Below are 20,040 nucleotides of genomic sequence, written 5' to 3'. Positions count from 1 at the left end.
TTATTACAGACCCAGCAGGCCGACGGCGTAGCCCGCGATACCGATGACGAAGAAGCCAACGATGATCCACAGCGGGTTCACTTTCTTACGCAGCAGCCACATACAGGCGAAGGTTAACAGCAGCGGTACCAGGCCAGGCATCAGCTGGTCCAGAATGGTCTGCACGGTGGTGACGCGCGTCTGACCATCCTGACCGGTGATCGTCGATACCACCAGCGGGATGTTCACGTGCGTCCACTTGTTTACCAAAGCCCCCATTACAAACAGGCCGAGGATTGACGCCCCCTCAGTCAGTTTTTGCAGGAAGCCGCCGCCCATATCCTTAACGATATCCACCCCTTTACGGTAACCATACGCCACGCCGTAGTAGCGGGTCAGCAGACGCACCGCGTTGAACAGGATAAAGAACAGCAGGGGACCAAGCAGACTGCCGCTCATGGCGATCCCGGCGCCCAGTGCCGCAAAGACCGGACGCACGGTACCCCAGAAGATCGGGTCGCCCACGCCTGCCAGCGGCCCCATCAGACCGACTTTAATACCGTTGATAGCACCATCGTCGATCTCAGCCCCGTTTGCACGCTGCTCTTCCATCGCCAGCGTTACGCCCAGAACAGGCGCCGCTACGTAAGGGTGGGTGTTGAAGAATTCCAGGTGACGCTTAATTGCCTGACGGCGTGCTTCGTTGTTTTCCGGATACAGGCGTTTGATTGCCGGCACCATGGAGAAGCAGAAGCCGAGCGCCTGCATACGTTCGAAGTTCCATGAACCCTGAAACAGGTTAGAACGGATGAACACGCCACGAATATCACCCGGAGTGAGTTTTTTCTCAGTGGTAGTTTTTGTCATATCAACCATTTCGCTCACCTGTTAGTCCAGTTCGTTATCGAGATCGTTGTTACCAGCAGCCTGCGCAGGGGCACCCGCGACACGGTTGTATTTCGGGCTGAGCTGGATATAAAGAATCGCCATCACCGCACCAATCACACCCAGCGCAACCAGGTTGAAGTTGGTGAATGCAGCGGTAACGAAGCCAAGGTAGAAGAACGGCATCAGATAGCCTGCGCGCATCATGTTGATGACCATCGCGTAACCTACGACCACAATCATACCGCCCGCGATATTCAGACCGCCGGTGACCACTTCTGGTATGGCGTTCAGCATACTTTGAACTTCACTGGTCCCAACGGAAATCGCCACGATAACGGCCGGAATAGCGATACGCATCGCCTGCAGGAACAGGGACGAGACGTGGATCCAGGAGAGCGCTGTCAGGTTGCCGTTATCGGCCGCCTTATCCGCCGCGTGCTGGAAGGCAACGGTGATGGTACGAACAATGATGGTCAGCACCTGGCCTGCCGCGGCCAGTGGAATGGCCAGCGCGATACCGGCACCGATACTCTGATGACCGGCGATAACCAGAACGGTCGAAATAATGGACGCCAGCGCGGCATCTGGCGCAACTGCCGCACCGATGTTCATCCAGCCGAGGGCGATCATTTCCAGGGTACCACCGATGATGATACCGGTTTTCATGTCACCGAGAACGGCGCCAATCAACGTACAGGCCACCAGAGGGCGGTGGAACTGAAATTCATCAAGTACGGACTCCATACCCGCAATACACGCGACGATGAACACCAGCACAATCTGAAGAGTAGTAATCTCCATTGCACTTCTCCTATTACATAAGCTCTATATGAAAAACCGGCCCGGGCTTATTTCCCCACTTTGCCGATCAAATCCATCATTTTCAGTTTCTGATCCGTGGAAACCTTACGGGCTTCCAGCTCGATACCGCGTGCATTCAGCTTGTTGAAGGCCTCGATATCTTTCGCATCCACTGAAATCGCGTTGTTGACCTGCGTTTTGCCCTGACGGAAAGCCATACCGCCAATGTTAACGGAGGTGATTTTCACGCCGCCTTCAACAATGCGTTCAACGTCTGTCGGGTTGGTGAACAGAAGCATCACGCGTTCGCCCGCATATTTCGGGTTGTTGTAAACGCGGATCATTTTGGCGACATCCACGACGTGCGCGGTGACGCCCGGCGGTGCAACCTGGGTAAGAAGGGTTTTACGGACAGTGTCGGCGGCCACTTCGTCACTGACCACGATGATGCGTTGTACGTTGGTCTCTTTGGTCCAGCGCGTCGCCACCTGGCCGTGGATCAGACGGTCATCAATACGCGCAAGGCCGATAACCATGTAATCGTTCGGCCCCATTGGCTTCGCCGGTGCCGCGGCTTTTGGTGCAGCAGGGGCAGGTTTTTCAACCGGCTGTGCTTTCAGCGCCTTCACGCCTTCGCGACCGGTTTCCACCGCCAGCGCCACCAGCTCGTCAAAGCCTGGGTTGTCGTCACGCGCCATGAAGGTTTCCACCAACATTGGGATATTTACCCCGGCGACGACTTCATAATGCTCTTTATCGACGACAATGCGGCTGGCAGCGTTGAACGGGCTGCCGCCCCATGTATCCACGAGAAACAGCACGCCTTTGCTGGTATCCAGCTTCTCAAGCTGAGCAGTGTACTTTTCAATCAGCGTCTCGGCGTTTTCACCGGGAACGAAATCGATCCAGCCGACGTTTTCCTGCTCGCCCAACAGCATTTCTGCCGTTTTGAGTAACTGCTCCGCAGCCCAACCATGTGTGCCTATGACAATAGCAATGGTCACTTGCTACCTCCTATTATTATCATTTATACGTCTGCCAGGCAGGCGTACTGAGAATCGTATTGGCGAACCGAATCGATTCAGATAAGGGTTAGAGTTCTAAAAAACCAAGACTTCCGCGAATTATTTTAGATAGTGAAAAAATAATTTATGTGATGAAGATCCGTAATTTAGCTACGCCTTACAGATTTTTCTGTAAGATAAACCACGTGTGTTACAGAAGTTTGCAAAGGAACGTAAATCTTTGCTAAAAACCCATTGTCTCTGATATGTTTAGCGTCCGTTTAATTATTCAGGAGTATAGGGCTACAGCCCACTATATGGACCGTCACCGACGTCAGTCATCTTCCAGGCCATCCCGCGCCTTATTCACCGGCGACCATCGCCACGCATCGACCCCCATTCCCTTTGAAATGCCCGAAATTAGCGGGGCACCGTTTTGTCATTCCTTTAGCAGGAGCGTGTCATGGAATTCTTAATGGACCCGTCAATCTGGGTAGGCTTGCTTACGCTGGTCGTGCTGGAGATCGTTCTCGGTATTGATAACCTGGTGTTTATTGCCATCCTTGCGGATAAGCTGCCGCCGAAACAGCGTGATAAAGCCCGTCTGATCGGCCTCTCGCTGGCGCTGATCATGCGACTGGGCCTGCTGTCCGTGATCTCGTGGATGGTTACGCTGACTAAGCCTCTGTTCACCGTCATGGATTTCACCTTCTCCGGCCGTGATTTAATCATGCTGGTGGGGGGGCTTTTCCTGCTGTTCAAAGCTACAACAGAGCTGCATGAACGGCTGGAGAACCGGCAGCATGATGATGGTCACGGTAAGGGGTATGCCAGCTTCTGGGTGGTGGTCCTGCAGATTGTGGTGCTTGATGCGGTCTTCTCACTGGATGCGGTGATTACAGCGGTTGGCATGGTGAACCATCTGCCGGTGATGATGGCGGCGGTTGTGATTGCGATGGCGGTAATGCTGCTGGCGTCGAAACCGCTGACGCGTTTCGTCAACCAACATCCGACGGTCGTTGTGCTGTGTCTGAGTTTCCTGTTGATGATTGGTCTGAGCCTGGTGGCAGAAGGTTTTGGTTTCCATATACCGAAAGGCTACCTGTACGCCGCGATTGGCTTCTCGATTCTGATCGAGCTGTTTAACCAGATTGCGCGCCGTAACTTCATTAAGCAGCAGTCGAATCAGCCGCTGCGCGCGCGTACCGCCGATGCGATCCTGCGCCTGATGGGCGGGCGTCGTCAGGTGAACGTGCAGGCGGATAACGAGAACCGTAACCCGGTTCCGGTGCCGGAAGGCGCGTTTGTGGAAGAAGAACGCTACATGATCAACGGCGTGCTTTCGCTGGCCTCCCGCTCCCTGCGCGGCATTATGACGCCGCGCGGTGAAATCAGCTGGGTGGACGCCAACCTGAGCGTCGACGAAATTCGCCAGCAGCTGCTCTCCTCGCCGCACAGCCTGTTCCCGGTCTGTCGGGGCGAGCTGGATGAGATCATCGGTGTGGTGCGCGCGAAAGAGATGCTCGTGGCGCTGGAAGAGGGCGTCAACGTCGAGGCCGTAGCGGCCGCGTCGCCTGCCATCGTGGTGCCGGAGACGCTGGATCCGATTAACCTGCTGGGCGTGTTGCGTCGTGCTCGCGGGAGCTTTGTTATCGTCACCAACGAATTTGGTGTGGTACAAGGTCTGGTAACGCCGCTGGACGTGCTGGAAGCCATTGCCGGTGAATTCCCTGATGCGGATGAAACGCCAGAAATCGTTGCCGACGGTGACGGCTGGCTGGTGAAAGGCACCACCGACCTGCATGCGCTCTCGCACACGCTGGGCGTCGAAAACGTGGTCAATGACGATGAAGACATCGCCACGGTAGCGGGGCTGGTGATTGCCGTTAACGGGCAGATCCCGCGTATCGGTGATGTGCTTGAGCTGCCGCCGCTGCAAATTACCATCGTTGAAGCCAACGACTATCGCGTTGATATGGTTCGTATTGTTAAAGAGCACTCTGTACACGACGAAGAAGAGTAACGCTATCTAGCGTAACGGCAATAAAGGCACGATGTGTCCGTTGTGACGGGCTGGCGGAGGGTTACTTTCCGCCAGCCATTTCGGAAACTCCCGCAGCGGCATCGGCCGCGCATACAAGTACCCCTGCAAAATATGTACGCTGTGGCGGCGCAAATAGCGTGACTGCTCCTCGGTTTCAACCCCTTCTGCAACCAGTTCAATATTCAACCGCTGGCCCAGCGCAATAATAATATCCGTTACCGTTGAGTTCACGGCGTCGGTGCCGATCGCGGTGGTGAAGGATTTATCAATTTTCAGCACGTCCGGGTGAAGTTTTTCAAGCCACGAAAGAGAACTATTGCCCGTACCAAAATCATCAATCGCAAGCTTCACCCCTTTGCGATGCAGCTCCCGCACGATGCGGTAATCCACATCCAGCAACGCATCGCGCTCGGTTAACTCTACAATCAACTTTTGAACAGGGTTCGCCTTAAACCAGATGCGGTTAAGATCCCGGATCAGCGCAGCGCGGCGAAAATGGCTGGCGGCCACGTTGATGCCAATATGGAAATCCCGTGAGGCCGGGAAAAAGCCTATCTGCCGCACCGTTTCGCTGATGACGTAGCGGGTAAGCGGAACAATCAGGCTATGTTCTTCAGCCAGGGGGATAAAGACATCGGGAGAAATCCAGCCCTGACGCGGGTTGTTCCAGCGCAGGAGGATCTCGACGCCAACGCATTCCCGGGTGCGGGCGTTTACCAGAGGCTGGCAGAAGAGTTCAAACTCCCGGGCAGCAATCCCCATATTAATTTCCCAGGTGAAACTTATGCGTCGCGCCGTGGCAAGCCAGGCGATATAGCCCATCAGTAAACTGAGCATCAACGCCAGCGGTAGCTGGGTGGGCAGATTTTTCAATGCCATTTGGCCTGCCCCCGGGCCGCTGACCGTGAGGCTGAAAGGGTAGTGCTGTGAAGACTGTTCCAGCAGGGAGGCGTGTTCATCGAAGGTCGGCGTATTCGTCACCTGCTGCCCGTCGCGGAGAAAATTATCGCCTACTCTCAGGACCACGTCGGTGATTTGTGGCCGCTGTGGCTCCAGAATCATTTTGGTGATGAGATCGATATTCACTACCTCCATCAACCCGTCACGGCCGTCGCCCGCAAGGGGTGACCACTGAATCAGTACCGGACTGCCCTTTAACAGCCACCGATCGGTCAACAAGATCAGCCTGGGTTCACTGGACGGAAGCATCGGCTCAATGTCACTGACGGGCATATTTCGGCTGCCAAATACGCTCGAGCAATACAGTATTCCGTCTTTGACGAGGGCGATGGAGCGCACGGTCTGGAGGATCGCCGCCTGTTTTCGCAGAATCGGATTCGCTTCAGCGCAGGGCATATCAACCAGAAAACGTAGAGTTTCACGCTGGGTTTCTAACGCAAGAAGCACCTTATCAAGCGCACGCACTGTGTGGTGAGTAAAGTCGTGGATCCGATCCTGATTAATGTTGCGCTGTGAAATAAAGCGAATGCCCAGCGTCAGGACGAGCGTAACGAGCGCAACCGTAACACAGACGATAACGCGTTTTCGGCGATAGTCTTTAATGATCGTTTGTGCAGTTTGCATGAACGGTCGCCTGATAAGCACCGGCCGGAAAAGCCAGACGCAACAGTGACAGTGTAGTGGGGAATACGTGAAGCGACGAGAGGCGGTGGGAAAATTCGCCCATCTGTTGCAGATGGGCGAAAAGGAAGGTTTAGTCGCACTGCACCTTAATGGCCAGACCGCCGCGCGAAGTCTCACGGTACTTCGCGTTCATGTCCTTGCCGGTTTCGTACATGGTTTCAATAACCTTATCCAGTGACACGCGTGGCTCGCTGGTACGGCGCATCGCCATACGCGAGGCGTTGATCGCTTTGACGGAGGCGATGGCGTTACGCTCAATGCACGGTACTTGCACCTGGCCGGCAACCGGGTCACAGGTCAGACCGAGGTTGTGCTCCATGCCGATTTCCGCCGCCACGCACACCTGCTCAGGGCTTGCGCCCAGCAGTTCCGCCAGACCGGCCGCCGCCATAGAGCAGGCCACGCCCACTTCACCCTGACAGCCTACTTCGGCACCGGAGATGGAGGCATTCATCTTGTACAGCGCGCCGATAGCGCCTGCCGCGAGGAAATAACGGATATAGATCTCCGGTGTCACGGGCTCAATAAAGTGATCGTAGTAGGCCAGCACCGCCGGAACGATACCGCACGCGCCGTTGGTTGGCGCCGTCACCACGCGACCACCCGCTGCGTTCTCTTCGTTAACCGCCAGCGCAAACATGTTCACCCAGTCAACCACATTCATTGGATCATTGGAGAATTTGTCGGTGGTGACCAGCATACGGCGAAGCGCAGAGGCACGACGTGGCACACGCAGTGGCCCAGGCAGAACCCCCTCGGTGTTCATCCCGCGGTCAATACAGGCGCGCATGGTTTGCCACACGTTAGCAAAATAGTCTTCGATCTCTTTCTTGCTGTGCAGCGCCAGTTCGTTCTGCATCACCATGCCGGAGAGGGAGAGACCGGTCTCTTTGCAATAGGCCAACATCTCGGTGGCAGATTTAAACGGATAGGGCACATTCACATCGCCCGCGCTCTCTTTGCCAAAGTGTTCTTCGTCAACGATAAAGCCGCCGCCGATGGAGTAGTAGGTTTTACTGTAGATCTCTTTTTCGCCGCTCCAGGCGTGGATGGTCATACCGTTTTCATGCAGCGGCAGGTTGTCGCTACGAAAACGCATCCCGTCATCCTGCGGGAAGTCCACTTCGTGCTGACCGTTAGCCAGCAGCAGACGACCGCGCGTTTCCACGTCGCGGATAAATGCCGGAATGGCATCAATATCAACTGTGTCCGGCATATTGCCCGCCAGACCCATAATAATGGCGATATCGGTGTGGTGGCCTTTACCCGTTAATGACAGTGAACCGTAAACGTCTACGGCGACACGGGTAACGCTTTCCAGTAATCCTTTTTCGACCAGATCATCGACGAACTGTTTACCGGCCTTCATCGGCCCTACAGTGTGGGAAGAAGATGGACCAATCCCCACTTTGAACATGTCGAATATACTAATCACTTTCACACTCCTGACAGGGTTACTGGGGTTCCAGTAACGATGTTATAACTGCGCATAGTGTAAGAGGGAACACTAACCTCGGCTTAACTATTCACATGAATTAAACTAATGGTTAACGATGGTTTAGCTAATAGCGCGACGCCGATCGCAAACCTGCCAGAAAAGGGTGGAATGTAAAGTATAGTCAAGGCTTCAGGCCGATTTGTAGCGCAAGCTCACGAATGATGCCTGCCGTCATGCCCCAGACAAAATAATGCTGATACCACGACAGCCAGACCCGATGATCGTGCCCGCGGCGGTGAATATCCAGAGGATGATAGCGGCCCAGACGAAGGGCCTCTTCAAGCGGCATTTCGAACACCGCTGAAACTTCATCGACGCTGGCGTGATACTGAAGATCGGGCGGAATAATGCCGACGACCGGCGTGACCTGAAAACCGGTTACGCTGTCCACTGGCGGCAGCACGCCAATTACCTCGACCGCCTCCGGGGGGATCGCCACCTCCTCATGCGCTTCGCGCAGCGCGGCGGCAATCAGGGAAGCATCGGTGCTGTCCACCGCGCCGCCCGGAAACGCAACCTGACCGGCGTGTTTTCGCATATGCGGTGAGCGCTGGGTAAGCAACAGACCCGGCTGTTCACGACGCACGACCGGGATCAGTACCGCCGCCTGACGTTGATTCAGCGCGGCGCGGTTAACCTGGGGCCGCAGAAGCTGAAAGCGCGACAGAAAATCATCCAGCGTCAGGTTGTCTTTCTTCACCGTGAGTTCTCCAGTTGTTTCAGGATACGATTCACTTTATCAAAGGTTTCCTGATATTCCGCCCCGGCCTGGCTGTCGGCCACAATGCCGCCGCCTGCGGAACAGTAAAGGTTACCGTCGCAGGCCGTCAGGGTGCGAATAGTGATGCTGGTATCCATGGTTCCGCACAGGCTCACATAGCCGATGCTGCCGCACCAGGCGTTGCGGCGATGCGGTTCCAGTTCGTCGATGATCTCCATCGCGCGGACCTTCGGCGCGCCGGTGATGGAGCCGCCCGGAAACGCGGCGCGGAGCAGATCGCAGGCGGTCCGCGAGGCCGGCAGGCGTGCAGTGATAGTACTGACCAGATGATGTACCGCCGGGAAAGGCTCCACAACGAACAGCTCCGGCACGCGCACGCTGCCCGGCTCGGCGACGCGGCCAATATCATTGCGCATCAGATCGACAATCATCAGGTTTTCAGCGCGATCTTTCGGCGAGGCCGCCAGCGTCTCCGCCTGCTGGCGGTCGGCGTTAGCATCGGCAAGGCGCGGCAGGGTGCCCTTGATCGGGCGGGTCTGAATAATACCGTCAGCCAGATGAATAAAACGCTCAGGCGAAAGGCTGAGGATGGCGCCGTGTTCAAGGCGTAAAAATGCGCTAAACGGGGCCTTATTGCTGGCATTGAGGCGAGTAAATGCCTGCCATTCGTCTCCCCGGTACGCCGCCTGGAAACGCTGGGCAAGGTTGACCTGATAACAGTCGCCGCTGTGAAGATACGCCTGCACGCGAGAGAATTTTTCCGCATATTCCGCCGCGCTCATGTTCGAGTGCCAGCCAGAGGTCAGCATAAAGTGTTCCGCTGTGGCGGGCCGTTGCGCCTCAAGCCAGGCCAGACGCGCCTGCACGTCTCGGTGGCTAAGCAGGGAAACCGTCTGCTTACGGTGATCCACGATTAGCGCCCAGTCATACAGCCCCACCGCCATATCCGGCAGGGAAATATCCGCCTGCGCATGCTCGGGCAGCTTTTCGAAACGGCGACCCAGATCGTAACCAAACAGGCCCAGCGCGCCCCCCTGGAAAGGCAGATCCGGATCCGGTGTGGCAGATAAGCCCAGAGCATGGATCTCGTTCTGAAGCCGCATCAGCGGATCGTCCGTGGGTGACAGCGCATCGGTCGTCAGCGTTTTAACCGGGTCGGCCACCAGAATATCAAAGCGGCTGTAGGGGTGATCCGCATGCCCGGAGTGCAGCAGCATGGCAAAAGGAAGGTGGCTCAGACGGGCAAACCAGAACTCGGCGGCGTCTGCACGCCAGGGTAAGGTCATAACAGTGGGGAAGCGCATGTTCATGTATGGCATACTACCGGGTAGCGTGAAATAATTAGCGCGAATAATTTAGCAGGAGTTAACGATGTTTGCAGGTTTACCTTCTCTCAGTCATGACCAACAGCAGAAAGCGGTAGAGCGGATTCAGGAACTGATGGGCCAGGGTATGAGCAGCGGAGAAGCGATCACCGTCGTCGCTCAGGAAATTCGCGCCAGTCATACCGGCGAGCGGATAGTGGCGCGATTTGAAGATGAAGATGAATAACCGGGCTTAAACTGCCGCGATAATCTTAATCTCCACCTTATACTCCGGTTTCATCAGCGTGGCCTGTACGGTGCAGCGTACAGGCGCGTGACCCGCCACTACCCACGCATCCCAGGCTTTATTCATCTCCGCGAAGTCGTCTTTATTCGCCAGGAAAATCGTCGCGTCCAGAATGCGGGATTTATCGCTGCCCTGTTTTTCCAGTACGGCGTCGATCTGCGCCAGGGTGTTAGCGGTTTGCTCGAAGGCGTCGGCGTCCAGATTGGCAGGGACACCGGTGTAGTACAGCGTCTGGTTGTGGATCACCACGTCAGACCAACGGGCTTCGGCATCAATGCGCGTAATTGTCATAAACGTATCCTCGTTATCTTTCATCGTCAGGCGGCAAGACTGCCATATTGTTCCGCCGTCGTCACTATTTGGGGTGGCACCGGAGAGAAGGGGCTGACATAATCCCTGTGCAAAAATACAGTGAGAGAACACCGTGGCAGACGATTTTTCCCCTGAAGGTCAGTTAGCACAGGCAATTCCCGGTTTTAAACCGCGCGAACCCCAACGTCAGATGGCGCATGCCGTCGCGCATGCCATCGACAAGGCGCAGCCGCTGGTTGTGGAGGCCGGCACCGGTACGGGGAAAACCTACGCTTACCTCGCTCCTGCGCTGCGGGCGAAAAAAAAGGTGATCATCTCTACGGGATCAAAAGCGCTCCAGGATCAGCTCTACAGCCGCGATTTACCCACGGTGGCGAAAGCGCTGAAATACAAAGGGCGTCTGGCCTTGCTGAAAGGGCGTTCTAACTATCTGTGTCTGGAGCGTCTCGAACAGCAGGCACTGGCGGGCGGTGACCTGCCGGTACAAACACTCAGCGATGTGATCGTCCTGCGCGCCTGGGCCAACCAGACGGAGGAGGGGGACATCAGCACCTGCGCGAGCGTGCCGGAAGACTCCCCGGCCTGGCCGCTGGTGACCAGCACCAACGACAACTGCCTCGGCAGCGACTGCCCGCTGTATAAAGACTGCTTTGTGGTGAAAGCGCGTAAAACGGCGATGGACGCCGACGTGGTGGTGGTGAACCATCACCTGTTTCTTGCGGATATGGTGGTCAAGGACAGTGGTTTCGGCGAGCTAATCCCGGAGGCGGAGGTGATGATCTTCGATGAAGCCCATCAGCTACCGGACATCGCCAGCCAGTATTTTGGCCAGTCGCTCTCCAGCCGTCAGCTTCAGGATCTGGCGAAAGATATTACCATTGCCTATCGCACCGAGCTCAAAGATACCCAGCAGTTGCAGAAGTGCGCGGACCGCCTGGCGCAATGCGCACAGGATTTCCGCTTACAGCTTGGCGAGCCGGGCTATCGCGGCAACCTGCGCGAACTGCTCGCGGACAAAAATATCCAGCGCGCGCTGCTTCTGCTCGATGATGCCCTTGAACTCTGTTACGACGTGGCGAAGCTGTCCCTCGGACGTTCAGCGCTGCTGGACGCCGCCTTCGAGCGGGCCACGCTCTACCGTGGGCGGCTGAAGCGGCTGAAAGAGATCAACCAGCCGGGCTACAGCTACTGGTATGAATGTACCTCGCGCCACTTTACCCTGGCGCTCACGCCGCTGACCGTTGCCGATAAATTCAAAGAGGTGATGGCGCAAAAGCCCGGCACCTGGGTCTTTACCTCGGCCACGCTGTCGGTCAACGACGATCTGCACCACTTTACCGAGCGTCTCGGCATTGAGCAGGCTGAATCCTTACTCCTCCCAAGCCCGTTCGACTATGAGAAACAGGCGCTGCTGTGCGTGCCACGCAATCTGCCGCTGCCTAACCAGCAAGGGGCGGCGCGCCATCTGGCGGCCATGCTAAAGCCGATGATTGAGGCCAACAACGGACGCTGCTTTATGCTCTGCACCTCTCACGCCATGATGCGCGATCTGGCCGAGCAGTTCCGCGCGACCATGACGTTGCCGGTGCTGTTGCAGGGGGAAACCAGCAAAGGCCAGCTGCTCCAGCAGTTTGTCAGCGCCGGTAATGCCCTGCTGGTGGCGACCAGCAGCTTCTGGGAAGGGGTGGACGTGCGCGGCGATACGCTCTCGCTGGTGATTATCGATAAGCTGCCATTCACATCGCCGGACGATCCGCTCCTGAAAGCACGCATGGAGGACTGCCGTCTGCGCGGGGGCGATCCGTTCGACGACGTCCAGTTGCCGGACGCGGTTATCACGCTTAAACAGGGGGTAGGGCGACTGATACGCGACGTCACCGACCGCGGAGTGCTGGTGATCTGCGACAATCGCCTGGTGATGCGTCCCTACGGCGCCACCTTCCTCGCCAGCCTGCCGCCTGCGCCGCGCACACGGGATATTAAACGCGCGGTCCGCTTCCTGGCGAACCCGACGGCGGAGTAATTCTTCCCGGAGTGTGTTAAGATGCGCGCCATTTTGTGACTGACCATTGCGAGAGCGCGACGACTGATGCGAATTCTGGCTATTGATACCGCGACAGAGGCCTGTTCCGTTGCCCTGTGGAACGACGGTACGACTTTTGCTCATTTCGAAGAGTGCCCACGGGAACACACCCAACGTATTCTGCCCCTGGTAAAAACCATTTTAACCGAGGGCAACACCGCCCTGACTGACCTCGACGCGCTGGCCTACGGCCGTGGCCCGGGCAGCTTTACGGGCGTACGTATCGGGATTGGCATTGCGCAGGGGCTGGCGCTGGGCGCTGACCTGCCGATGATCGGCGTTTCAACGCTTGCGACTATGGCTCAGGGTGCCTGGCGCATGACCGGTGCCAGCCGCGTGCTGGCCGCGATTGATGCCCGCATGGGTGAAGTCTACTGGGCGGAGTACACCCGTGACGAAAACGGCGTCTGGCACGGCGAAGAGTCGGAAGCCGTGCTTAAACCTGATGCCGTCACCGAGCGCCTGAAACAGCTCACCGGTGAGTGGGCGACGGTCGGAACCGGCTGGCCGGCATGGCCTGAGATGGCGAAGGACACCGGCCTTACGCTGGTGGACGGTAACATGCTCCTGCCTGCCGCCGAAGATATGTTGCCTGTTGCCTGTCAGCAGCTTGCCGCAGGAAAAACCGTGGCCGTTGAACACGCCGAGCCGGTTTATTTACGAAACACCGTCGCGTGGAAGAAACTTCCTGGCCGCGAGTGAATCTCAGTAACAGGAACTGAGAAAAAGGAGTCGCATCATGGCGGTTCAGACTAAAGTTGTACGCTTTTTTATGGCAGGCGCGGTTGCCATAGCACTGAGCGGGTGCGTCACCGTTCCTGATGCGATCAAGGGCACCAGCCCGACGCCACAGCAGGATCTGGTACGCGTGATGAATGCTCCGGAGCTGTATGTCGGGCAGGAAGCGCGCTTTGGCGGCAAGGTGGTTGAAGTGCTAAACCTGCAGGGGAAAACCCGGCTGGAGATTGCCACCGTTCCACTGGACAGCGGCGCACGGCCTGTTCTGGGTGAAGCCTCGCGCGGGCGGATCTACGCTGACGTCAGCGGCTTCCTCGATCCGGTAGATTTCCGCGGGCAGCTGGTGACCGTCGTCGGGCCGATTACCGGTTCGGTGGCGGGGAAAATCGGCAATACGCCATACAAATTTATGACCATGCAGGTGAACGGCTACAAACGCTGGCGTATCGCCCAGCAGGTGGTGATGCCGCCACAGCCAATCGATCCGTGGATGTGGGGTCCGCATCCGTATCGTTACGGCTACGGTGGCTGGGGTTGGTACAATCCAGGCCCTGCACAGGTTCAAACAATCGTAACTGAGTAACTTACTGTTATTGTTAGGAAAGAGACAGCGGCTCAGCCGCTGTCTCTGTTTTTTTACGGACAAAACGAAAAAAAAGAGTGACGCGCTTCGCAACCTGCAATCTGAGCAATTAATAAACTGGTACGCTGAGTTAATATAATGTTAACAAACTGTTTATTATCGGGGCTGTGATGACGACGAACACTCATTTCAGAGGTGATGCATTGAAAAAGGTTTGGCTTAACCGTTATCCCGCGGATGTCCCTGCGGAGATCAATCCTGACCGTTATCAATCCCTGATTGAATTATTTGAACACTCGGTACGGCGCTACGCTGACCAGCCCGCATTTGTGAATATGGGCGAAGTGATGACTTTCCGTAAGCTGGAAGAGCGCAGCCGGGCGTTTGCGGCCTATTTACAGGAAGGGTTGGGCTTGCAGAAAGGGGATCGCGTCGCGCTGATGATGCCAAACCTGCTGCAATACCCGGTGGCGCTGTTCGGGATCCTCAGGGCGGGGATGATCGTGGTTAACGTTAACCCGCTCTATACCCCACGCGAGCTGGAACATCAGTTGAATGACAGCGGTGCGGCGGCGATTGTGATTGTCTCCAACTTTGCCCACACGCTGGAAAAAGTCGTTGAAAGAACTCAGGTTAAGCACGTCATTCTGACGCGCATGGGCGACCAGCTCTCTACCGCGAAAGGTACGCTGGTCAACTTTGTCGTGAAATACGTTAAGCGGCTGGTGCCGAAATACCACCTGCCGGATGCCATCTCCTTCCGCCGCGCGCTGCATGCGGGCTACCGGATGCAGTACGTTAAGCCGGAGATCGTGTCAGAAGATCTGGCGTTCCTGCAATACACCGGCGGTACCACCGGCGTGGCTAAAGGGGCGATGCTGACCCATCGTAATATGCTGGCGAACCTTGAACAGGTGAACGCCACCTACGGGCCACTGCTGCACCCGGGCAAGGAGCTGGTGATCACCGCGCTTCCGCTGTATCACATTTTTGCGCTGACCATGAACTGCCTGCTGTTTATCGAGCTTGGCGGTCAAAACGTATTGATCACCAACCCGCGCGACATTCCGGGGCTGGTTAAAGAGCTGGCGAAATACCCGTTCACCGCCATGACCGGCGTGAACACCCTGTTTAACGCGCTGCTTAACAATAAAGAGTTCCAGCAGCTCGATTTCTCCACGCTGCATCTTTCTGCGGGCGGCGGGATGCCGGTTCAGCAGGCGGTTGCCGAGCGCTGGGTAAAACTCACCGGACAGTATCTGCTGGAAGGCTATGGTCTGACGGAGTGCGCCCCGCTGGTCAGCGTCAACCCGCATGACATCGACTACCACAGCGGCAGTATCGGTCTGCCGGTCCCGTCGACGGAAGCTAAACTGGTGGACGATGAGGGTAACGAAGTGCCTCACGGCGAACCGGGCGAGCTGTGCGTCAGAGGGCCGCAGGTGATGCTGGGCTACTGGCAGCGCCCAGATGCCACGGATGAGATCATCAAAGACGGCTGGCTGTACACCGGCGACATTGCGGTGATGGATGACGAAGGTTTTCTGCGTATCGTCGATCGCAAGAAAGACATGATCCTCGTTTCCGGTTTCAACGTCTATCCGAACGAAATCGAAGACGTGGTGATGCAGCACAGCGGCGTGCTGGAAGTGGCAGCGGTGGGGGTTCCTTCCGGCAGCAGTGGTGAAGCGGTGAAGATATTTGTGGTCAAGAAAGATCCTTCTCTTACCGAGGAAGCGCTGATAACGTTTTGTCGCCGGCAGCTGACGGGCTATAAAGTGCCGAAGCTGGTGGAATTCCGCGATGAGCTGCCGAAATCCAACGTCGGGAAGATATTACGACGAGAATTACGTGACGAAGCCCGTGCCAAAGTGGACAATAAGGCCTGAGCTTCACGTTAATCGCCCAGACGCCGGTTAAGCCGGCGTTTTTTATGGGCGCAAACAAAAGAGAGTCCGATTTGAATTACCAGATGATCACTACCAACGACGAGCTGGCTTCGCTGTGCGAGGTGACGCGTGATTTCCCCGCTATCGCCCTGGATACGGAATTTGTCCGTACCCGCACGTACTACCCGCAACTGGGCCTGATCCAGATGTATGACGGCAAACACGTGTCGTTGATTGACCCCCTCGGCATTACCGACTGGGCGCCAATGCGCGAGCTGTTGCTTGATACCGCCGTGACCAAATATCTGCACGCTGGCAGTGAAGATCTGGAAGTCTTTCTCAACACCTTTGGCATCATGCCGCAGCCGCTGATTGATACCCAGATCCTCGCGGCGTTCAGCGGTCGTCCGCTCTCCTGGGGCTTCGCGGCGATGGCGGAAGAGTACACCGGTCTGACACTGGATAAGAGCGAATCGCGTACCGACTGGCTCGCGCGCCCGCTGACGGCGCGTCAGCTTGAATACGCCGCGGCAGATGTATTCTACCTGCTGCCGATTGCTGGCCAGCTTATGAAAGAGGCTGAGGCGTCCGGTTGGCTGTCTGCCGCCCTGGACGAGTGCCGCATGACGCAGCAGCGTCGTCAGGAAGTGGTTGATCCGAAAGAGGCCTGGCGTGACATCACTAACGCCTGGCAGCTGCGCACCCGTCAACTGGCCTGTCTGCAACTGCTGGCTGACTGGCGGCTGCGTAAAGCGCGTGAGCGCGATCTGGCGGTTAACTTCGTGGTGCGTGAAGAACACCTGTGGGCGGTGGCGCGCTATATGCCGGATAGCCTTGGCGAACTGGACAGCATTGGCCTTTCCGGGAGTGAGATCCGTTTCCACGGTAAAACGCTGCTCGCGCTGGTAGAGAAAGCTCAGCAGCTGCCGGAGGACGCACTGCCAGAACCACTGCTTAACCTGATGGATATGCCGGGCTACCGCAAGGCGTTCAAAGATATCAAAGCGCTGGTGCAGACGGTGGCGGGGGAAAGCAAACTGAGCGCCGAGCTGCTGGCTTCACGTCGTCAGATTAACCAGCTGCTGAACTGGCACTGGAAGTTGAAACCGCAAAATGGTTTACCGGAACTGGTCGCCGGATGGCGGGGGGAACTGATGGCTGAACGGCTGAACACCCTGCTGGAAGGGTATCCGCGCTAAAGAATTGTAGCCCCGGTAAGCGCCGCGCCACCGGGGAAATTGCCGGGCGGTACGATGCTTGCCCGGCCTACAAAACCACAAACGGATTAACGCGACTCTTCCGCTTCCGGAAGCGTCACGTTCAGCTCCAGAATCGAAATATCCCCGTCTTTTTGCTCCAGCTGAACGGTGACCATTTCCGGGTCAATCTGCACGTATTTGCAGATCACTTCCAGAATGTCTTTGCGCAGCTGCGGCAGGTAGTGCGGTTCGGCGTCGCTACGACGACGTTCCGCCACAATGATTTGCAGACGTTCTTTTGCGATGTTGGCGGTGCTTTTTTTCCGCGAGAGAAAAAAGTCCAGTAATGCCATAACTTATCCTCCGAACAGGCGTTTGAGGAAACCTTTCTTCTCTTCTTCAATGAAGCGGAAAGGACGTTCTTCTCCCAGCAGACGGTCAACGGTATCCGCATACGCTTTACCCGCGTCTGCCTGTGTATCCAGGATCACGGGCTCACCCTGGTTAGAGGCGCGCAATACGGACTGATCTTCCGGGATCACGCCAACCAGTTTGATGCGCAGGATCTCCAGCACGTCTTCCATGCTCAGCATGTCACCTTTGTTCACCCGACCCGGGTTGTAGCGGGTCAGCAGAAGGTGCTCTTTGATCGGCTCCTGGCCATTTTCCGCGCGACGAGATTTCGAGGCCAGAATGCCGAGAATACGGTCGGAGTCACGTACTGACGAGACTTCCGGGTTAGTAGTGATGATGGCTTCATCCGCGAAGTAGAGCGCCATCAGCGCGCCGGTTTCGATACCGGCCGGGGAGTCGCAGACCACGAAGTCGAACTCCATCTTTTTCAGATCGTCGAGCACCTTTTCCACGCCTTCACGGGTCAGCGCGTCTTTATCACGGGTCTGGGACGCCGGGAGAATGTAGAGGTTCTCGGTACGCTTATCTTTAATTAGCGCCTGGTTAAGCGTGGCATCGCCCTGAATGACGTTCACGAAGTCATACACCACGCGACGCTCGCAACCCATGATCAGGTCCAGGTTACGCAGACCGATATCGAAGTCGATTACGACGGTTTTCTTTCCCTTCTGGGCCAAACCAGTAGCGATGGCCGCGCTGGAGGTGGTCTTGCCAACGCCTCCTTTACCCGAAGTCACAACAATAATGCGTGCCATAGAAATTCCTTGTTAAAAGGGATCAATTTAACGGTTGAACGGTCAAAGCGTTATCTGCCAGCTGCAGACGAGCCGCTTTGCCATAAAATTCGGCTGGGATTTTATCGCTCAGCCAATATTCACCTGCGATAGACACCAGTTCTGCCGTCAGGTGAGTACAAAAAATTTGTGCTTCTCGATCGCCGCTGGCGCCCGCAAGCGCACGCCCACGCATCATACCGTAAACGTGAATATTGCCGTCTGCAATCAGTTCTGCGCCCGCACTGACGTGGCTTGTAACAATCAGATCACAGTTTGGCGCATAAATGCGCTGACCGGAACGAACCGGCAGATCAATCAATCGCGTTTTTGTGACTGGGGCTACATTTTGCGCCGAAGGCGGGGGAGCGGGAACGGTTGCAGGCGTTGCGCGCGGGGATTTTTCTTTACCCTCGTTTAACAAGGGCAAACCCGCGCGTTCAATTTCGGCTTTTAACTCTGCGTCTTTACAGCCGCTTATACCCACGATGCGCAACCCCGTGGAGACGACGGCCTGCTGGAGTCGCTTCCAGTTAACCGGCCCCTCAAGGTCGCTTACATTGACGACAACAGGAGCATGCTTAAGAAAAGCGGGAGCCTGCGCGATTTTGTCTTCTAACGCCTGACGAATAACCTCGGGTTTTGCATCATGCAAATGAACCACTGATAAGGTGAAGCTACTGCCTTTAAGCTCGATGGGCGTATTTGACATCCTGGCCTTACTCAATTTGCTATTAACCGCAACACATCGCCGCGATATTCCGAAGAGTATCAGGCATGTTATAGTCAGGAGTATATTGAGGCAAGCAACCACCCATTAATTCAGAGTAAAAACATGTTTTGTGTGATCTACAGAAGTACCAGCCGCGACCAGACCTACCTTTATGTCGAAAAGAAAGACGATTTTTCCCGCGTGCCTGAGGAATTAATGAAAAGCTTTGGCCGACCGCAGCTGGCGATGCTGCTGCCGCTGGACGGCCGTAAGAAGCTGGTGAACGCCGATCTGGAGAAAGTCAAAAAGGCGTTAACCGAGCAGGGCTATTATTTACAGCTTCCGCCGCCACCGGAGAATTTATTAAAACAGCATCTTGAGGTGAGCGGAAAGAAATAAGCCCGGGTCATTCCGGGAACAACTCATCAACCGATTAGGGGTCGACCATGTATCAACATCATAACTGGCAAGGTGCTTTACTGGATTATCCCGTCAGCAAAGTGATCTGCGTGGGCAGCAACTATGCAAAACATATTCAGGAGATGGGCAGCGCCGTGCCGGATGAGCCTGTTCTGTTTATTAAGCCAGAAACTGCACTGTGCGATATTCGCCAGCCGCTGGTTCTGCCGCAGGGGCTGGGCTCGGTGCATCATGAAGTGGAGCTGGCGGTGCTGATCGGCGCGACGCTGCGCCAGGCGACCGAAGAGCATGTTGAGAAAGCGATTGCGGGTTACGGTGTCGCGCTCGACCTGACCCTGCGCGACGTCCAGAGCAAAATGAAGAAAGCGGGGCAGCCGTGGGAAAAAGCCAAGGGCTTTGACAATTCATGCCCGATTTCCGGTTTCGTTCCGGTGAGTGAATTTACCGACGATCCGCAGAATACGCCCCTCAGCCTGAAGGTCAACGGCGAGATCCGCCAGCAGGGGACGACCGCTGACATGATCCATAAGATCGTTCCGCTGATTGCCTACATGAGCCGCTTCTTCACCCTGAAACCCGGCGACGTGATCCTTACCGGCACTCCGGAAGGTGTGGGGCCGCTGCACAGTGGCGACGAGCTGGACGTCAGTTTTAACGGCCTGTCGCTGAAAACCCGCGTGCTGTAAAAGCACCTTGCCGCCTGAAAAGGGCGGCAAAACTTGCATCA

20 protein-coding genes are annotated in these 20,040 nt (G+C 56.3%); 9 read left to right on the top strand and 11 right to left on the bottom strand.

Annotated features, from left to right (window positions below; genetic code table 11):
- Positions 1 to 3 precede the first annotated feature (3 nt).
- From L2Y28_RS12800 to manX, 3 genes are read right to left on the bottom strand one after another with little or no spacing between them, the layout of a single operon-like run.
- Positions 4 to 855, bottom strand: a complete 852-nt coding sequence (locus L2Y28_RS12800) for a PTS mannose transporter subunit IID (RefSeq protein ID WP_006810994.1) — start codon at positions 853 to 855, stop codon at positions 4 to 6.
- 12 nt (positions 856 to 867) lie between these two features.
- Complete coding sequence (gene manY / locus L2Y28_RS12795) at positions 868 to 1,668, bottom strand: PTS mannose transporter subunit IIC (RefSeq protein WP_022648448.1); 801 nt, start codon at positions 1,666 to 1,668, stop codon at positions 868 to 870.
- Between the two features lie 47 nt (positions 1,669 to 1,715).
- A complete protein-coding gene (gene manX / locus L2Y28_RS12790; RefSeq protein WP_022648447.1) occupies positions 1,716 to 2,672 on the bottom strand; it encodes a PTS mannose transporter subunit IIAB in 957 nt (318 codons plus the stop codon).
- 463 nt (positions 2,673 to 3,135) lie between these two features.
- Between manX and yoaE the strand changes: the two genes are divergently transcribed.
- Positions 3,136 to 4,695: a CNNM family cation transport protein YoaE gene (gene yoaE, locus L2Y28_RS12785; protein WP_023300354.1), complete on the top strand. Its 1,560-nt coding sequence runs from the start codon at positions 3,136 to 3,138 to the stop codon at positions 4,693 to 4,695.
- Positions 4,696 to 4,701: 6 nt separating this feature from the next.
- Here yoaE and L2Y28_RS12780 read toward each other — a convergent pair whose 3' ends face one another.
- The 4 genes from L2Y28_RS12780 to pabB all read right to left on the bottom strand — a co-directional run bounded on the left by L2Y28_RS12780 (position 4,702) and on the right by pabB (position 9,889).
- Positions 4,702 to 6,300, bottom strand: coding sequence for an EAL domain-containing protein (locus tag L2Y28_RS12780; RefSeq protein ID WP_022648445.1), 1,599 nt, complete (start codon positions 6,298 to 6,300; stop codon positions 4,702 to 4,704).
- Between the two features lie 130 nt (positions 6,301 to 6,430).
- Complete coding sequence (sdaA, locus tag L2Y28_RS12775) at positions 6,431 to 7,795, bottom strand: L-serine ammonia-lyase (protein WP_022648444.1); 1,365 nt, start codon at positions 7,793 to 7,795, stop codon at positions 6,431 to 6,433.
- A 184-nt stretch (positions 7,796 to 7,979) separates the two neighbouring features.
- Positions 7,980 to 8,558, bottom strand: a complete 579-nt coding sequence (locus L2Y28_RS12770) for a CoA pyrophosphatase (protein ID WP_022648443.1) — start codon at positions 8,556 to 8,558, stop codon at positions 7,980 to 7,982.
- Positions 8,555 to 9,889, bottom strand: coding sequence for an aminodeoxychorismate synthase component 1 (gene pabB, locus L2Y28_RS12765; RefSeq protein ID WP_032622420.1), 1,335 nt, complete (start codon positions 9,887 to 9,889; stop codon positions 8,555 to 8,557). The genes L2Y28_RS12770 and pabB overlap by 4 nt, the downstream gene beginning before the upstream one ends.
- A 61-nt stretch (positions 9,890 to 9,950) precedes the next feature.
- On the opposite strand from pabB, the gene L2Y28_RS12760 reads away from it, so the two are divergent.
- Positions 9,951 to 10,130 carry a YoaH family protein gene (locus tag L2Y28_RS12760; RefSeq protein ID WP_022648441.1) on the top strand — a complete coding sequence of 60 codons (180 nt, stop codon included), beginning with the start codon at positions 9,951 to 9,953 and terminating at the stop codon, positions 10,128 to 10,130.
- 6 nt (positions 10,131 to 10,136) lie between these two features.
- Here L2Y28_RS12760 and L2Y28_RS12755 read toward each other — a convergent pair whose 3' ends face one another.
- On the bottom strand, positions 10,137 to 10,481 hold the full coding sequence (locus L2Y28_RS12755) for a RidA family protein (protein WP_022648440.1): 345 nt from the start codon (positions 10,479 to 10,481) through the stop codon (positions 10,137 to 10,139).
- Positions 10,482 to 10,614: 133 nt separating this feature from the next.
- On the opposite strand from L2Y28_RS12755, the gene L2Y28_RS12750 reads away from it, so the two are divergent.
- From L2Y28_RS12750 to rnd, 5 genes are all read left to right on the top strand, one after another.
- A complete protein-coding gene (locus tag L2Y28_RS12750) occupies positions 10,615 to 12,525 on the top strand; it encodes an ATP-dependent DNA helicase (protein WP_022648439.1) in 1,911 nt (636 codons plus the stop codon).
- Positions 12,526 to 12,591: 66 nt separating this feature from the next.
- On the top strand, positions 12,592 to 13,287 hold the full coding sequence (tsaB, locus tag L2Y28_RS12745; protein ID WP_022648438.1) for a tRNA (adenosine(37)-N6)-threonylcarbamoyltransferase complex dimerization subunit type 1 TsaB: 696 nt from the start codon (positions 12,592 to 12,594) through the stop codon (positions 13,285 to 13,287).
- A 37-nt stretch (positions 13,288 to 13,324) separates the two neighbouring features.
- Entirely contained in the window at positions 13,325 to 13,906 is a 582-nt protein-coding gene (locus L2Y28_RS12740) for a Slp family lipoprotein (protein WP_022648437.1), read from the top strand.
- A gap of 203 nt (positions 13,907 to 14,109) precedes the next feature.
- Positions 14,110 to 15,795, top strand: coding sequence for a long-chain-fatty-acid--CoA ligase FadD (gene fadD / locus L2Y28_RS12735; RefSeq protein WP_072201026.1), 1,686 nt, complete (start codon positions 14,110 to 14,112; stop codon positions 15,793 to 15,795).
- An 83-nt stretch (positions 15,796 to 15,878) separates the two neighbouring features.
- Positions 15,879 to 16,994: a ribonuclease D gene (gene rnd / locus L2Y28_RS12730; RefSeq protein WP_126510668.1), complete on the top strand. Its 1,116-nt coding sequence runs from the start codon at positions 15,879 to 15,881 to the stop codon at positions 16,992 to 16,994.
- Positions 16,995 to 17,080: 86 nt separating this feature from the next.
- Here the strand turns inward: rnd and minE are convergent, their stop codons facing one another.
- The 3 genes from minE to minC are packed head-to-tail and all read right to left on the bottom strand — an operon-like array spanning position 17,081 to position 18,893.
- Positions 17,081 to 17,347: a cell division topological specificity factor MinE gene (gene minE, locus L2Y28_RS12725; protein ID WP_003859937.1), complete on the bottom strand. Its 267-nt coding sequence runs from the start codon at positions 17,345 to 17,347 to the stop codon at positions 17,081 to 17,083.
- Between the two features lie 3 nt (positions 17,348 to 17,350).
- Positions 17,351 to 18,163: a septum site-determining protein MinD gene (minD, locus tag L2Y28_RS12720; protein ID WP_003859938.1), complete on the bottom strand. Its 813-nt coding sequence runs from the start codon at positions 18,161 to 18,163 to the stop codon at positions 17,351 to 17,353.
- Positions 18,164 to 18,185: 22 nt separating this feature from the next.
- A complete protein-coding gene (minC, locus tag L2Y28_RS12715; protein WP_022648434.1) occupies positions 18,186 to 18,893 on the bottom strand; it encodes a septum site-determining protein MinC in 708 nt (235 codons plus the stop codon).
- Positions 18,894 to 19,016: 123 nt separating this feature from the next.
- Between minC and L2Y28_RS12710 the strand changes: the two genes are divergently transcribed.
- Both L2Y28_RS12710 and L2Y28_RS12705 read left to right on the top strand, forming a co-directional pair.
- A complete protein-coding gene (locus L2Y28_RS12710) occupies positions 19,017 to 19,292 on the top strand; it encodes a YcgL domain-containing protein (protein WP_006810982.1) in 276 nt (91 codons plus the stop codon).
- Between the two features lie 47 nt (positions 19,293 to 19,339).
- Entirely contained in the window at positions 19,340 to 19,999 is a 660-nt protein-coding gene (locus L2Y28_RS12705; RefSeq protein ID WP_022648433.1) for a fumarylacetoacetate hydrolase family protein, read from the top strand.
- The last annotated feature ends 41 nt before the right edge of the window (positions 20,000 to 20,040 follow it).

It is taken from the genome of Enterobacter sp. JH25 (assembly GCF_021725435.1).
Taxonomy (GTDB): domain Bacteria; phylum Pseudomonadota; class Gammaproteobacteria; order Enterobacterales; family Enterobacteriaceae; genus Enterobacter; species Enterobacter intestinihominis.
The sequence above is the reverse complement of the archived record's forward strand: the minus strand, read 5'-3'. Positions and strand labels throughout refer to the sequence as shown.

What these genes read in the sequence shown, in the direction of transcription:
- L2Y28_RS12800 (WP_006810994.1), bottom strand. Translation starts at nt 855, where the DNA reads ATGGTTGATATGACAAAAACTACCACTGAGAAAAAACTCACTCCGGGT.
- manY (WP_022648448.1), bottom strand. Translation starts at nt 1,668, where the DNA reads ATGGAGATTACTACTCTTCAGATTGTGCTGGTGTTCATCGTCGCGTGT.
- yoaE (WP_023300354.1), top strand. Translation starts at nt 3,136, where the DNA reads ATGGAATTCTTAATGGACCCGTCAATCTGGGTAGGCTTGCTTACGCTG.
- L2Y28_RS12780 (WP_022648445.1), bottom strand. Translation starts at nt 6,300, where the DNA reads ATGCAAACTGCACAAACGATCATTAAAGACTATCGCCGAAAACGCGTT.
- pabB (WP_032622420.1), bottom strand. Translation starts at nt 9,889, where the DNA reads ATGAACATGCGCTTCCCCACTGTTATGACCTTACCCTGGCGTGCAGAC.
- L2Y28_RS12760 (WP_022648441.1), top strand. Translation starts at nt 9,951, where the DNA reads ATGTTTGCAGGTTTACCTTCTCTCAGTCATGACCAACAGCAGAAAGCG.
- L2Y28_RS12755 (WP_022648440.1), bottom strand. Translation starts at nt 10,481, where the DNA reads ATGACAATTACGCGCATTGATGCCGAAGCCCGTTGGTCTGACGTGGTG.
- tsaB (WP_022648438.1), top strand. Translation starts at nt 12,592, where the DNA reads ATGCGAATTCTGGCTATTGATACCGCGACAGAGGCCTGTTCCGTTGCC.
- L2Y28_RS12740 (WP_022648437.1), top strand. Translation starts at nt 13,325, where the DNA reads ATGGCGGTTCAGACTAAAGTTGTACGCTTTTTTATGGCAGGCGCGGTT.
- rnd (WP_126510668.1), top strand. Translation starts at nt 15,879, where the DNA reads ATGATCACTACCAACGACGAGCTGGCTTCGCTGTGCGAGGTGACGCGT.
- minE (WP_003859937.1), bottom strand. Translation starts at nt 17,347, where the DNA reads ATGGCATTACTGGACTTTTTTCTCTCGCGGAAAAAAAGCACCGCCAAC.
- minD (WP_003859938.1), bottom strand. Translation starts at nt 18,163, where the DNA reads ATGGCACGCATTATTGTTGTGACTTCGGGTAAAGGAGGCGTTGGCAAG.
- minC (WP_022648434.1), bottom strand. Translation starts at nt 18,893, where the DNA reads ATGTCAAATACGCCCATCGAGCTTAAAGGCAGTAGCTTCACCTTATCA.
- L2Y28_RS12710 (WP_006810982.1), top strand. Translation starts at nt 19,017, where the DNA reads ATGTTTTGTGTGATCTACAGAAGTACCAGCCGCGACCAGACCTACCTT.
- L2Y28_RS12705 (WP_022648433.1), top strand. Translation starts at nt 19,340, where the DNA reads ATGTATCAACATCATAACTGGCAAGGTGCTTTACTGGATTATCCCGTC.